Annotated in this window: 9 protein-coding genes and 1 pseudogene; 8 read left to right on the top strand and 2 right to left on the bottom strand. The window is 74.7% G+C overall.

Annotated elements, in window-relative coordinates; genetic code table 11:
- Positions 1–17 precede the first annotated feature (17 nt).
- The 4 genes and pseudogenes from IO39_RS56195 (at position 18) to IO39_RS59695 (ending at position 4,597) form a co-directional block, all read left to right on the top strand.
- On the top strand, positions 18–863 hold the full coding sequence (locus IO39_RS56195; protein WP_043630843.1) for a hypothetical protein: 846 nt from the start codon (positions 18–20) through the stop codon (positions 861–863).
- Positions 857–2,800 (top strand): annotated as a pseudogene (locus IO39_RS59705) (outer membrane protein assembly factor BamB family protein); the annotation flags it as partial. The gene IO39_RS56195 and the pseudogene IO39_RS59705, both read left to right, overlap by 7 nt.
- Positions 2,801–2,837: 37 nt before the next feature.
- Positions 2,838–3,500: a PQQ-binding-like beta-propeller repeat protein gene (locus IO39_RS59700; RefSeq protein WP_369332896.1), complete on the top strand. Its 663-nt coding sequence runs from the start codon at positions 2,838–2,840 to the stop codon at positions 3,498–3,500.
- A complete protein-coding gene (locus IO39_RS59695; protein ID WP_369332895.1) occupies positions 3,497–4,597 on the top strand; it encodes an LLM class flavin-dependent oxidoreductase in 1,101 nt (366 codons plus the stop codon). The genes IO39_RS59700 and IO39_RS59695 overlap by 4 nt, the downstream gene beginning before the upstream one ends.
- A 57-nt stretch (positions 4,598–4,654) precedes the next feature.
- Here IO39_RS59695 and IO39_RS31990 read toward each other — a convergent pair whose 3' ends face one another.
- Positions 4,655–5,383 (bottom strand): VOC family protein, encoded by a 729-nt coding sequence (locus IO39_RS31990; RefSeq protein WP_043630841.1) that lies wholly within the window; start codon positions 5,381–5,383, stop codon positions 4,655–4,657.
- Between the two features lie 417 nt (positions 5,384–5,800).
- Between IO39_RS31990 and IO39_RS31985 the strand changes: the two genes are divergently transcribed.
- The 3 genes from IO39_RS31985 (at position 5,801) to IO39_RS31975 (ending at position 11,975) form a co-directional block, all read left to right on the top strand.
- Positions 5,801–7,234: a DHA2 family efflux MFS transporter permease subunit gene (locus tag IO39_RS31985; RefSeq protein WP_052423625.1), complete on the top strand. Its 1,434-nt coding sequence runs from the start codon at positions 5,801–5,803 to the stop codon at positions 7,232–7,234.
- Between the two features lie 257 nt (positions 7,235–7,491).
- Positions 7,492–10,182 carry a hypothetical protein gene (locus IO39_RS31980; RefSeq protein ID WP_084773831.1) on the top strand — a complete coding sequence of 897 codons (2,691 nt, stop codon included), beginning with the start codon at positions 7,492–7,494 and terminating at the stop codon, positions 10,180–10,182.
- A gap of 65 nt (positions 10,183–10,247) precedes the next feature.
- Positions 10,248–11,975: a hypothetical protein gene (locus tag IO39_RS31975; protein WP_043630839.1), complete on the top strand. Its 1,728-nt coding sequence runs from the start codon at positions 10,248–10,250 to the stop codon at positions 11,973–11,975.
- A gap of 103 nt (positions 11,976–12,078) precedes the next feature.
- Here IO39_RS31975 and IO39_RS31970 read toward each other — a convergent pair whose 3' ends face one another.
- Complete coding sequence (locus tag IO39_RS31970; protein WP_043630837.1) at positions 12,079–12,657, bottom strand: XRE family transcriptional regulator; 579 nt, start codon at positions 12,655–12,657, stop codon at positions 12,079–12,081.
- A gap of 111 nt (positions 12,658–12,768) precedes the next feature.
- On the opposite strand from IO39_RS31970, the gene IO39_RS31965 reads away from it, so the two are divergent.
- Positions 12,769–13,461: an SAM-dependent methyltransferase gene (locus IO39_RS31965; RefSeq protein ID WP_043630835.1), complete on the top strand. Its 693-nt coding sequence runs from the start codon at positions 12,769–12,771 to the stop codon at positions 13,459–13,461.
- Positions 13,462–13,516: the final 55 nt, after the last annotated feature.

The following is a 13,516-nucleotide window of genomic DNA, read 5'->3' as shown; positions in this document are numbered from 1 at the left end:
GCGGAGGAAGCGTCCCCATGGGCAGAGCGCGCCGGAGCAAGCGCACCCCGGCCGGCCGCGGCGTCCCGGCCCGGCGGCAGGAGAGCGCCGGGGAGGCCGGCCCCGCCCGGCCGCAGGGGCTGGCGGGGTGGCTGGCGGGGATCGCCGGGGCCGTGATCCTGGCCGTGTTCGGCGTCGTGTTCACCGACTGGTACAACAGCGACGGCTCCGACACGGTCGGACGGGTCCGCGGCACCGCCCCGATCACCGTCGGCCACGTCGCCGTCGACCACTCCGAGCGCGACCTCGTCCTGCGCGAACCGGTGACCGACCCCGAGGACCGGGCGATCATGCCGGCCACCCACGCGGACCAGCGGCGCGCGGCGGTGTTCGCGCGCCACCGGATGGCCCCGGTCGGCGCCATGGACGTCACCGTCGTGCTGACGGGCAACCGCAGCAGCCTGCGCATCGTGGACATCGCGCCCCGGGTCCTCGCCCGCCTGCCGGTGTCGGACGGCGCCCGCCTGATCGCCATCACCGGCGGCGAGACGGACACCGTCGAGATGGCCGCCGACCTCGACCGTGCCGCGCCCCGGTTCACGACCGGCGAAGGCGCCGCGTACTTCCGGAAGAAGCAGATCGACCTGAAGCGGGACGAGCGGGTCACGCTCAGCCTGAGCTTCACCGGCAGGAAGGCGTACTACGAGTTCGACCTCGTGGTCACGGCGCTGGCGGACGACCGTACGGAGCAGGTCGTGGTCAAGGGGCCGGACGGAGGGCCGTTCCGGCTGAGCGGCAAGGCCCCCCGCTACCGGTCCTACTACCGGGAGATGCAGCAGGGCGGCTGGCTGCCGGTCTCCTGCGAGGGACGCCGGGCGTGCTGATCGCCCGTTGCCTGCGGGCCGTGACGGCGCTGGCGGTGGCGGCCGCGATCGCCGCCGCCGACGACGGGCGGCCGCCGCTGGAGCTCGTCGGGTGGAAGGAGGCGTGGTCGGTCCCCGCCTCGGACACGTCCCGCCTCTCCTTCCTGGCCGGCGACAGCCTGATCACCGCGATGCCGGAGGGGACGGTGACCGTGCGCGACCCCGGCACCGGCGCGGTCCGGCGCGTCCTGCGCACCGCCGCCCCCTCCATCGACTGGGCGTGGGCCACGGCCGGCACTCTCGTCGTGGCCGGCAGCCCGCGAGGCTCCCTGGACCGCACCCTGTACGGCCACGACCTGGCCACCGGCGCCCCGCTGTGGCGGCATGTGCTGCCCCCGTCGGGACCGCGGGCGGACAACCTGCCGCGCATCGAGGTGTCCGAGCACGGCGTCGCCGTCCACCAGGAGGAGTCCGGGCTGCTCGCGCTCGACCTGCGCACCGGCCGCGTCCGCGCACGGGCCGCCGCCGCGATGGGCTGCGACGCGCAGGTCGGCTTCGCCTCCCGCGCCGTGCTGCTCCTGAGCCACTGCGGGCAGGGCCGCGTACGGCTGGAGTCCTTCGACCCGCGCACGCTGCGCGGGGCCTGGACCCGCACCGTCACCACCCTGCCCACCGCCGAAGACCCCGTCCCCCTCGGGTTCCGCCGGGCGGCGGAGGGCTTCGTCATCGTGATGGCGGACGGCGAGGAGTTCCTCTTCACCGAGGACGGCACGCCGCTGCCCGCCTCCCGCCTGGAGGAGGCCGCGTGGTGGCCGGCCGGCGACGGCCGCTGGAGCCCGCCACGGGAGCTCGGCGGGCATCCCGACGCCGAGAGCCCCGCCGGGTTCGACTGGAACAACGCGTGGCCGCTGCCCGGATTCCTCATCTCGCGCGACCGGGACACCGGGCGCACCGGCGCGTTCCCCCTCGACCGGCCGCTCCCGCACGTCACCGACCTCATCGGGGCGACCGCACGCCTGACCTTCATCCACAACGACACCCGGGTCATCGCCTTCCGCCCGGTCTACGGCCGGCCCACCGGACCCGTCGCGCTCGGCGGCGTCCCCCCGCGCGCCTGGCCGGACGCCTGCTCCCTGCTCGGCCCGCGCGACCTCGGCGGCATCCGTCCCCACCCCGGCGGCAGGTCCCTGGGCGGGCTCACGCCGCCCCGGCCGGTGACCTGTGACTGGGTGCCGTCCCGCAGCGGCGGCGCCACCGTCTCGCTCTCCGTGAGCTGGGTGTCCCCGCACGCCGGCGAGGTCTTCGCCGCCGCGGCCGAGCAGACCAGGCGGCACGAGAGCTTCGACCACGACCCCACGGCGGCGGACGGCGTCTTCTCCTACACCGCCCACGGCCCCGGCGGCAGCCACGGCGCGGCCCTCGTCCACGTGGGGCCGGTCATCGTCCGGCTGACGTCGCCGTCCCGGCTGGCCCTGCGCCTGGCCGCGGTCCGGGTGCGCGACAACCTGAGGGCCCGCTACCTGCCGGGGCGGCGCGTCCCTCCTGCGGAGCGGACGGGCGCCTGGACCCATTTCGCCGCGGGAGGCGTGCGCGCCGACCCGGTGGTGGCCGGCGGCGTCGTGTACGCCGGCGCCGACGACGCCCTGTACGCCCTCGACGCCACCACCGGCCGGACCCGCTGGACGTCGGGGCCCGCCGCGCCCGCGCTGGTGGACGGCGCGCTCTACGGCACCAGGAGCGACGGCGTGGCGGCCCTCGACGCGGCCACCGGACGGGAGCGGTGGAACCACCGGTTCGACGCCAGGGACATCGTCATCCGGGACGGCGGCGTCTACGCGGGCGTCGGCTTCGCCCACGTCATCGCGCTGGACGCCGCCACCGGCAGGCGGCGGTGGCGCTTCCGCACCCCCGGCGACCTGGGCAACGTGGCCGTGGCCGCCGGCACCGTCTACGTGACCAGCCAGAAAGGTCCGCTGGGCGGCCGGCAAAGGGCTGTTGTCCGCCCTCGACGCCAGGACGGGCGCCCTGCGCTGGCGCGCCCGCCTGGGCCCCGCGAACGCCACCCCGGCCGACTACCTCACCGCGACCGGCGCGGGCGTCTTCGTCTCCACCGGCACGAGGGTGACCGCGCTCGACCCCGCCACCGGCAGGACGCGGTGGCGCGCCCGCTTCGACTACGACGTCCGGTACGACCCCGTCGTGCTCGGCGGCACCGTCTACCTCGGCGATCTCGCCGGGCGTACGCACGCGCTGGACGCCGCCTCCGGCACGCGGCGCTGGACGCTCACCACCGAGGGCGACAGCGGCCTGTGGAGCGTGACCGGGTCGCGCGGCGTGCTCTACGCCGGCGGCCGGGACGTGCGCGCCCTCGACCCCGCCTCCGGGCGCGAACGCTGGCGCGTCCCGCTCACCGCCCGGGTGTCGGTCCACGGCGGCACCGTCTTCGCCCGGGAGGACGGCGGCACGCTGCACGCGCTGGAGGCGGCCACCGGCGCGTCCCGCTGGCGCTTCGACACGGGCGGCCGGTTCCAGACCCTGCCCGTCGTGACCGGCGGCCTCATCCTCGTCGGCAGCTCGAACGGCAACCTGTACGCCCTGCGCGCCACGGACGGCCGCCCGGGCCCGCCCCCGGCCGGGCCCGGCCCGCGCACCTGGTGAACCCGGGCGCCGTGCGGCGGCCAGCCCGGCGCCGCCGCCCGTCCGCCGCCCGTCCGCGGGAAGGCCGCGCGCCCCGCCGGACGCGCCCGCCCCGGGTAGAGTCTTGCCCTGTGGAGGTCTACCTGCTGATCCTCGGGGATCACCTGCCGGATCCACGCACGGGGCGAGCGCCCTCCGAGTCAGATCGCATCCGCGCCGTCATCGACCAGGCCGTGGCGGCCGAAGCAGCCGGGTTCACCGGCGTGGCCATCGGCGAGCACCACTTCACCCGCTACATCGTCTCCGCGCCCGAGCTGCTGCTCGCCGCGATCGCGGCCCGTACCACCACGCTGCGCCTGTCCACCGGCGTCACCCTGCTGGCCCACCGCGACCCCGTGCGCGTCGCGGAAGAGCTGGCCACCCTCGACGTGCTGTCCGGCGGGCGGGCCGAGCTCATCGTGGCCCGCGGCGTGTCCAAGGAGACCGACGTCGCCTTCGGCATCGCCCCCTCCGACCTGCGCCCGCGGCTGCACGAATACCTGCGGCTGCTGCTGAAGCTGCTGCAGGAGGAGAACGTCACCTGGCACGGCACGTTCCGCAGCCCCCTGCGCGACGTGACCACCACCCCGCGGCCGGTGCAGCGGCCGCACCCGACGCTGTGGGTCGGCAGCGGCTCGGCGGCGTCCGCGGACTTCGCCGCCGAGCTGGGGATGCCGCTCATGCTGCCCAGCACCCTGCGCGACCCCGGCGTCTACGTGGACGTCGTGGCCGGCTACCGGCGGGGCGGTCCCGGGCGGGTCGCCCTGCCCAGCCACGTGTTCGTCGCCGAGCACGGCGCGCGCGAACGGTGGCGGCCCTACCTGGAGGCGTACGCCGCGTTCGCCCGCCCGTGGCGCGGTGACGGCCGGGCGATCGACATCGACGCGCTGATGGAGGGCGCGGCGATCTGCGGCGATCCCAGCGAGGTCGCCGACCGGCTCAACGCCCAGCAGAAGCTGCTGGGGCTGGACGCGCACCTGGTGCTGATCGACATCGGCGGGCTGCCCCGCGACGAGGTGATCGCCGCGATCCGGCTGTTCGGCGAGAAGGTCCTCCCCCAGCTCACCGCGAGCGAGTGAGCACCCGAAGGCACTCCACCTCCGCCCGAACCCCCGCCCCGCCGGCTGAGGCGGTCGTCACGTCGTGGCGGCGGGCAGGACGCAGAACTCGTTGCCGTCGGGGTCGGCCATGACCACCCAGTCGGTCTCGCCCTGGCCGATGTCGATGCGCGTCGCCCCCAGGGAGACGAGCCGCTCGACCTCGGCGGCCTGATCGCCGCCGGCGGCCGGGGCGACGTCGAAGTGCAGCCGGTTCTTGCCGTGCTTCGGCGCCACCGGCGGGCCGCCCCACGTGACCTTCGGGCCGCCGTGCGGCGAACGGATGCCGGTCTCCTCGTCCTGGTCCCAGATCAGCGGCCAGTCCAGCGCCCGGCTCCAGAAGTAGCCGACCTCCTGCGAGCCGTCGCACGCCAGCGCGCCGATGAAGCCGCACTCGGCCAGGAACTTGTTGCCCGGCTCGATGACGCAGAACTCGTTGCCCTCGGGGTCGGCCAGCACCACATGGGTGATCTCCGGGCCCTGCCCGATGTCGATGTGGCGCCCCCCGAGCTCCAGCGCCCTGGCGACCGTGCGCTGCTGGTCCTCCAGGGACGTGCTCGTCAGGTCGAAGTGCATCCGGTTCTGGCCGACCTTCTTCTCCTGGGACGGACGGCAGCGGATGCGGAACCCGGTGTCGTCGTTCGGCAGGAGCACCTTGCCGCCGTGCGGGTCGTCGGCCGCCTCCCAGCCCAGCACTCCCGCCCAGAAGCGCGCGAGGCCGGACGGGTCGTTCGCGTCGAAACAGAGCGCGACGAGCCGAGACGTCATCCCGCATCTCCAATCTGCCAACTCGCGGACGCCGGAGGAGGTCACCTCCTCCCGGCGCAGAACGAACGCCATGAAACCATGACGAAGTCACGCTAACCAGATCGAGGACGGCGACGCCAACCCATTTGCCCCCGCCCCGCCACCGGTCCCGGCATGGAGCCCGCCGCCGGACCGCCGCCGGGGGCGGCCGCGTGCGATCCGGTCGGATTCGGGCGCGTGGGCGGGCTCTCCCGGACGTCTTGGTAGGCTTCCGGACCGTGGCTGTCTTCTCCAAGTGACTCCAGGCGCGCCCCTGACGGCGTGATCCCCCACCGGCTCTCCCGCCGCTGGGGTTGATCCGCCGTTCCCGGGGCGCGACAGGTGGCCCTTTCCCCTGGGCGGTCGTCGCCGACGGCCGCCTGACCTGGAGATCTCCGCATGAAGGCTTCACGTTCCGCGTCCGGCCGCGCCCTCGGGCGGTCCGGCGCTCCGGCCGGCCGCCCCTGGGCGGCCCTGACCCTGCTCTCACTCCTGCAGTTCCTCATCGCCGTGGACGTCACGGTGGTGAACGTGGCGCTGCCCTCCATCGGCGCCGAGTTCGGCGCCGGCCCCACCGCGCTGGCCTGGGTCGTCAACGGGTACGCGCTGGTCGGCGGCGGGCTGCTGCTGCTCGGCGGGCGCCTGGCCGACCTGCTCGGCCGCCGGCGGCTGTTCCTGATCGGCGCCGGCGTCTTCGGCCTGGCCTCCCTGGCAGCCGGCGTCGCCCCGGATCTCGGCACGCTGATCGCCGCGCGCTTCGGCCAGGGCGTGGGTGAGGCGCTGGCCTCCCCCGCCGCGATGTCGCTCATCGCCCTGCTCTTCCCCGGGCCCGCCGAGCGCGCCAGAGCGCTGGGCGTCTGGGGCGCCATCTCCGGCGGCGGGCTCGTCGTCGGCGTGCTGCTCTCCGGCGTGCTGACCGAGCTGCTGCACTGGCGCTGGATCTTCTTCGTCAACCTGCCGGTGGCCGTCGCGGTGCTGGTGGCGACGCCCCTGCTGGTGCGCTCCGCCGGCCCCGGGAGCCGGGGCCGGCTGGACGCGGCCGGCGCGGTGCTGCTGACGTCCGGCCCGCTCGCCCTGGTGTACGGCATCCTCCAGGCCGCCCACCGGCCGTGGACCGACCCGGGCGTGGCCCTGCCGGTGGCCGCCGGGGTGTCGGCGCTGGCGCTGTTCGTGCTGGTCGAGGCGCGCTCCCGGGAGCCGCTGGTGCCACTGGCCTTCTTCGCCGAGCGCACCCGCGCGGTGGCCAACGCCGCGACCGTCCTGCTCAGCGCCGCGCTGTCGACGACGTTCTTCCTGTGCACCCTTTACCTGCAGAACGTGCTGGGCCTGAGCCCGCTGCGGTCCGGCCTGGCGTTCCTGCCGTTCTGCGGGGCGCTGCTGCTGGCCATGACCCAGGTGGCCCGGCTGATCCGGGTGCTCGGCATGAAATACACCGCCATCGCCGGCCTGCTGTGCACGGCCGCCGGGGTCGGCTGGCTGGCCCGGCTGCCCGTGGACGGCAGGTTGTGGATCGACGTGATCCCCGGCATGGTCGCCGTCGCGGCCGGCATGGCCGTCGGGCTGGTCGCGCTGCAGAACGCGGCCCTGCACGGCGTGACCGAGGCCGACGCCGGGGTCGCCGCCGGCGTGCAGCGCTCGGTCGACCAGCTCGGCGGGGCCTTCGGCCTGGCGGTGCTGGTGGGTGCGGCGGCGGCCGCCACGACCGGCCCGCAGGGCGGCCTGGCGGACCAGGTCGCGGGTTACCGGGCGGCCTTCGGCTACGGCCTGATCGGGGTGCTGGTCGCCGCGATCGGCGTGTGGGCGGCGGCCCGCGACGACCGGCGGCGCCCCTGACCGAGGCCCGTGCCCCGGCCCGGCTCCGGGCCAGGGCCCGCCCCTGGCTCCAGGCCGGTGGCGGGACTCCGGCCGGACCCGCCCGATCCCCGCCCCGACCCGACCCAGGCCGGGAGCGCTGCGCGGTGCGGGCAGGGCGGTCAGGTCCGGGGGACATTTCTGGTGATGGTCACGGAAAGCTTGACTTCGGTCACATTAAGCATCATCGTGGGGCGCCTGGGGGCCAGCATGCCGAATCTCGGCTGAAGGGGGCCATCATGGCGATCACCGTCACACTTTCCGGCAGGGCGCCTTTTCCCGCCGCGGGCGCCGGTCTGGCGATCTGGTCCTACACCATCGATCCCAGCTCCCCGGGAGAGATCACGCCCAACCAGCGGATCGCCCTGGGGCTGCCGCGCGACATGGACGTCCGGGACCCGGCCGGCTTCCCCGACGTCCCCGCCCTCGCCGGCATGTTCCTGCTGCGGGAGCCGGGCTCGGCCCGCCAGTACGTCGGCCGCGTCGCCGTCCCGGCCGGCGCCCAGACGATCTCGTTCGTCGCCCCGGCCGCCGAGTCGAGCGCGGAGACGCTGCTGGTCAGGCTGGTGGCCGGCCAGTCACCCGTGGCGCTGCCGTTCGCCAGCACGCCGGGCGGCCCGCAGGCCCCGACGCAGCGGCTGACCGCGCCGGTGCACGGCCCGCCGCTGTCGCAGGGCCGGCCGGTGGTCGAGTTCGCCGGCATGCTCCCGTACGCCAGCGAGCTGTTCGGCATCTACCAGCCGCTGGCCGGCTGGTTCGGCATGCAGAACGCGCTGCGCGTCGCGCGGGGCACCTCCGACCGCGACCTGGCGGGGCTGGCCGCGGAGTCGTTCGCGCCGGCCGCCGCCCGCACCCTCGACGACCGGGCCCTGGCCGCCCTGGCCGAGCGCTTCGCGGACACCACGCGCGGGGTGCTCTCGCCGGTCGGCCTGGTCAACCTGTTCCGGCAGTACTTCTTCGAGTTCGACACCTTCCTCGGGCCGCCCGCCGGGCACCTGTGGCTCAGCCCCGGCGGCACGGTGGAGCTCGTCGAGACCAGCACGCGGCGCACGCTGGTCGAGCGGACGGCCGAGCAGTTCGAGGAGACCACCCGCAAGGTCGAGGAGAGCCTGACCGAGCAGGAGGACGTCGCCAACGCCGTCAAGGAGGACAACGCCAACGACACCAAGCTCGGCGTCAGCGCGTCGGGCGGCGCCAACGTCGGCATCTACCACGCCGAGGCCAGCGCCAGCTTCAGCCTGGAGAGCACGGTCAAGCAGTCCTCGGAGGAGACGCACAAGCACTCCCGCACGCAGAGCGCGAAGGTCTCCAGCGAGATCAAGCGGAACTTCAAGACCACGTTCAAGACGGTGACCGAGACCACCGACCTGTCCAGCCGCCGCTACGTCGTGCAGAACACCACGGACCGGCTGGTCAACTACGAGCTGCGGCGCAAGATGCGCAAGGTCGGCGTGCAGCTGCAGCACATCGGCGCGCGCCTGTGCTGGCAGGTCTACCTGCCCGCCCCCGGCCGCAACCTGGGCCTGGGGGATCTGGTGCACATCGTGCCCGCCCCCGACCTCACCTCGATCAGGAAGCCGGAGCGGCCCCCGCCGCTCGTGGCCAGGACCACCCAGTTCTCCGGGACGTTCCCGATCCGGAAGGTGCGCGACACGCAGGACCCGCCGGAGGCGAACATGGAGTTCGTCCACCACGCCTTCCCCGAGGCCGAGGGCATCACCGACCACGCCAACGCCATCCACGCCGTGGCCCGGATGGACTACACGCCGCCGCCGCCCGAGGCGGACTACAAGCTGAAGTCGGCGCGGCTGCTCTCCGTCGCGCCGGGGCGGGCCTTCGTGCCCGACGCGTTCCGCGTCACCGGCAACGACTTCGCGGTCTTCGCCAAGTTCTTCAACTCCGGCGATCTCAGCCCGATCGGGCTCACGTTCGAGCTCACCTGGGAGCCGCCGGCGACGACCCCGGCCCACGAACGCTTCCTGGAGGAGATGAAGGTCTACGAGGCCGAGGTGGCCGCGTTGCAGCGCACGTCGTACGCGTCGGCCGTACGCGACCGGCTCGGCCTGGTCAGCGGCATGCGGCCGCGGCCGTCGCAGGACCTGCGCACCGAGGAGCGGCAGGTGATCTACGGCAGCCTGATCCACAAGCTCAAGCCGTTCGAGCTGTTCGAGGACCTGTACCTGGGCTCGGAGCTGCTGCGGCAGATCTTCGACGTGGACGAGATGCTGTACTTCGTGGCGCCCGACTACTGGCGGCCCCGCACCGTCCAGCCGCCCGAGCCCAGCCCGCCGGCGCCGCCCCCGCCCACCAAGACCAGCGTGGGCAGATATCCGGTGCCCGAGCCCGGCGTGCTGGCCAACCGCACCGTGGTCACCTGGTACACCCACACCGACCACACCAACGCGATCAGCCCGCAGGGCCAGGCCAGCGAGGAGTACCGGGTGAACTACCTCATCACCGAGGAGAGCCGGCCCGCCCCCATGGGCAGCTCGCTCGGCTGGCTGATCCAGAGCGACGGCGACGCCCGACGCAACGAGTTCCTCAACGCCGCCTGGGCCAAGGCGGTCCTGCCGGTGCGGCCGGGCCGCGAGCGCGCCGCGCTCGAATGGCTCGAACAGGCGAACGTCGAGGGGCAGGCGGCGCTCGGCCTGGACTACCCGTTCCAGCAGGGCGATCCCCCCGAGTACGAGGGCAAGAAGGTCGGCGAGGTCCTCGACCTGCTGGCCGACCGGCTGGAGCGGGAGAACAAGCAGATCGCGACCACCCTGGCGGCGGAGAAGGTCTTCGAGAACGGGTTCGACCCGCTCGACGGCGGCTTCCGCCCGGCGGCGCCCTACCAGGTCTTCGACCAGTGGGTCGAGGTGCTGCCCACCGACCAGGTGGTGGCCGTGGAGGTGCACTACGACCCGAAGAGCGGGCAGCAGCTGTGACGGCTCCCGCGACCCCGCCCGGCGGTCCCGCCGCCGGGCGGCGCACCTGACGGGCGGCCGGTCCCATGGCGACGGACATCGGCATCTCGATGGTGGACGTGCTGAACCGGCCGCTCGCGAGCGACGCGACGGTGACACTGGAGCTGGAGGACCCCGCCGGGGTGCACGCGTCCACCGTGCAGACCCGGCAGCAGATCGTCATGTCGGCGCCGGCGCCCGGCACGACCCGGCTGACCGTCACGGTCGAGCACCCCGACTATGTCACGCAGGTGGTGACCGTCCGGCTGGCCTCGCTCCCGTACTACTGGGACAACCGCAACTGCGAGCTGGTCACGACGGCCGCCCGTACGGACCTGACGATCACCCTGGGGCGGGTGCGGCAGGCGCCGGTCACCGCCGAGCCGTTCGGCGGCAAGGCCTCGGGCGACCAGCCGGGCGTGTTCTACCGCGGCGGGAGCGGAGCCAGGGAGTACGCCGTCATCGGCTCGTTCCTGCGCCTGCCCACCAAGATCCGCACGCTGGCGGACGCCGCCCCGCCCGGCGGGCCGCCCACCGGGCCCACCGGGCCCACCGGGCCCACCGGGCCCACCGCGCCCACGACGCTCACCGTCGCCGGGCACGACGGCTGGGACCGCTTCACCACGGCGGACGCCACGATCACCCTGGGCGACCACGGCGGCTACCTCTGGCTCGAATACGGCAGCGTCACCGGCAAGCGCCTGAAGGAGCCCCGCTTCCTCATCGCGGTCTGGGCGCCGGCCCTGTCCGGGCCGATCCCGCCGGAGGGGCTCGACTACATCGTGTACTACAGTCCCAGCACGGCGACCCGGGACTTCCCGAGATCCGCCTACCCCTACCGCGCCGGCTACCCGTACACCGTCTTCCCGGAGAAGACCAGGAAGCAGCCGTACGTGGACGTCGCCTACCGCCACCTGGTCCTCGACCACGTCTACGCCTTCGCGCCGGTCGCGGCGGGCAGGCCCGCGATCATCGTCATGCCCGTCTTCCCCGCCGTGCCCGACGGGGAAGACTCCCGCCGGCAGATGTGGCAGCCGTTCAACTCTCAGGAGGGGGTGCACCGGCTGCTGCTGGAGGTCTCCCAGTTCCTGCACGGCTTCGGGCACGCGCCGGGCTCCACGTTCGGCCGCTGGCAGGGCGCCTCCGCCCCGGAGGGCGGGCTGCCGGCGCTGCCCGTGCCGCCGGTGTTCGGCGCGGTCAACCAGCCCCGGCCGAAGATCCGCAACGTCACCCTGGCCGGCTTCAGCAGCGGCGTCAGCGGCCTCTTCCCGGTCATCGGCCGCACGGCGCTCGCGGACCCGTCGCGCTACCCTCCGCTGCTCTTCGCCGGGGACGCGACGGCCTTCGCCGGCCTGTGGCGGGAGCTGTGGGACCTCGACTTCGACCTCAACGAGCAGGCCACCGGCATCAGACGCGCCGACCTCGAGAAGGCGCTGCTCGGCTGGCTGCGCGGCGGGCGCGACCGCCGCCTGCGCATGCACCACTCCGGGATCACCACCGGGGACGTGCGGCCCGCCGGGCTCTTCCCCGCGCTGGCCAAGCTGCCCAAGGCGGTGTCCGCGCCCGCCGCCGCGGGCGTCGCCTGGGCCGAGGAGTGGCGCGACCCGGCCGGACTCTGGTCGGCGGCCTTCTACAGCGTCGCCTACCTGCGCGCCAAGGACCGGCCGCGCGACCTGCAGCCGTTCTTCCCCAAGCTGACCGAGCCGGCCAAGGGGGTGCATCCCTTCGCGGCCGCGATCGGCTTCGGTCACGCCGCGAGACTGCGGCTCTCGTGAGGCTTCGGTCACGCCGCGAAGCTACGGCTCTCGTGAGGGGCCGCCCCGGCCGCGGCGGCTTCCGTGCGCGTGCGGGAGCGGCTTCCGGGAGGGCCGCCCCCGCTCAGCGCTTCGACGGCGCCAGGTGGGCGTGCTCGCCCTGCGGGCCGAACAGGGTGAGCAGCTCGGCGGGCCGGCTGTCGGCGCTGCCGATCCAGTGCGGTATGCGGGTGTCGAACTCCGCCGCCTCGCCGACGCCGAGCAGGAACTCCTGCTCGCCGAGCACGAACCTGACCTGCCCGTTGAGCACGTAGAACCACTCGTAGCCCTCGTGGGTCTGCGGCTTCATCGTGGGCGACCGGCCGGCCGGCGGGTAGATCACCTTGTACGCCTGCACGCCGCCGGCCCGCCTGGTCAGCGGCACCAGCACCAGCCCGGAGCGCCGCACAGGCCGCAGGTGGATGCGCGGGTCGCCGGTGTGCGGCGCCGCGACGAGGTCGTCGAGCGGCACGCCGTGCGCCCTGGCCAGCGGCAGCAGCTGCTCCAGCGTGGGGCGCAGCTTGCCGGTCTCCAGCCGGGACAGGGTGCTGGCGGTCAGGCCGGTCTCCTCGGCCAGGGCCGCCAGCGTGGCGTTGCGTGCGCGGCGCAGGGCGCGCAGCCGTGGCCCGACTCCGGCCAGCACGTCTTCCGCGGGGTTCTCCATGCCACCCATGATGCAGATCCGCAAAATCTCGTGCAAATAGGAAACGGGAGCGGTGATGCTGCCGGTATCACACCGGCGCCCGGCACGCGGGCCGACGAAGGGACGACCCTGATGGACTCCCCGCACACCCGGCACCCCACCCCAGGCCCCGCCGGCGGCGCAAGTGACCAGGGCGGGGCGGGCGCGGAGGAGGCGGCGGCGTTCTGGGAGCGGCTCCACCGCGCCCGGCGCGCCCGGGGCGGGCGCGTCAACCCGCTGCTCGCCGAGACCGCCGCGCCGCTGCGCCCCGGCGCCGCCCTGGACCTGGGCTGCGGCGCGGGCGGCGACGCCCTCTGGCTGGCCCGGCACGGCTGGCGGGTCACCGCCGTCGACATCTCCGCCACCGCCGTCGCCCGCCTCCGCGACCACGCCCGCGAGCTCAGCCTCGCCGACCGGGTCAGCACCGAACGGCACGACCTGGCCGCCGGCTTCCCCGCGGGCCGGTTCGACCTCGTCTCCGCCCAGTACCTCCACACCCCGTTCGCGCTGCCGCGCGAGCGGGTCCTGCGTGCCGCGGCCCGGGCGCTCAACCCCGGCGGCCTGCTGCTGATCGTCGACCACGGCTCCACCGCGCCCTGGTCGTGGAACCAGGACCCCGACGCCCGCCACCCCACGCCCGCCGAGGTCGCCGCCGGGCTCGACCTCGACCCCGCGCGCTGGTCGGTCCTGCGCGCCGACATGCCCCGCCGCCGCGCCACCGGCCCCGGCGGCCAGAGCGCCACCGTCACCGACAACGTCCTGCTCGTCCGGCGCAACCCCGCATGACCCGCCCCGGGCCCGGCGCCGACCCGATCGACCGGGGTTTCGCCGCTGCTGTACG

The organism is Nonomuraea candida, from assembly GCF_000725485.1.
Taxonomy (GTDB): Bacteria; Actinomycetota; Actinomycetes; order Streptosporangiales; family Streptosporangiaceae; genus Nonomuraea; species Nonomuraea candida.
This window is presented reverse-complemented; position numbering and strand designations above follow the sequence as displayed.

What these genes read in the sequence shown, in the direction of transcription:
- IO39_RS56195 (WP_043630843.1), top strand. Translation starts at nt 18, where the DNA reads ATGGGCAGAGCGCGCCGGAGCAAGCGCACCCCGGCCGGCCGCGGCGTC.
- IO39_RS31990 (WP_043630841.1), bottom strand. Translation starts at nt 5,383, where the DNA reads ATGACGTCTCGGCTCGTCGCGCTCTGTTTCGACGCGAACGACCCGTCC.
- IO39_RS31985 (WP_052423625.1), top strand. Translation starts at nt 5,801, where the DNA reads ATGAAGGCTTCACGTTCCGCGTCCGGCCGCGCCCTCGGGCGGTCCGGC.
- IO39_RS31980 (WP_084773831.1), top strand. Translation starts at nt 7,492, where the DNA reads ATGGCGATCACCGTCACACTTTCCGGCAGGGCGCCTTTTCCCGCCGCG.
- IO39_RS31975 (WP_043630839.1), top strand. Translation starts at nt 10,248, where the DNA reads ATGGCGACGGACATCGGCATCTCGATGGTGGACGTGCTGAACCGGCCG.
- IO39_RS31970 (WP_043630837.1), bottom strand. Translation starts at nt 12,657, where the DNA reads ATGGAGAACCCCGCGGAAGACGTGCTGGCCGGAGTCGGGCCACGGCTG.
- IO39_RS31965 (WP_043630835.1), top strand. Translation starts at nt 12,769, where the DNA reads ATGGACTCCCCGCACACCCGGCACCCCACCCCAGGCCCCGCCGGCGGC.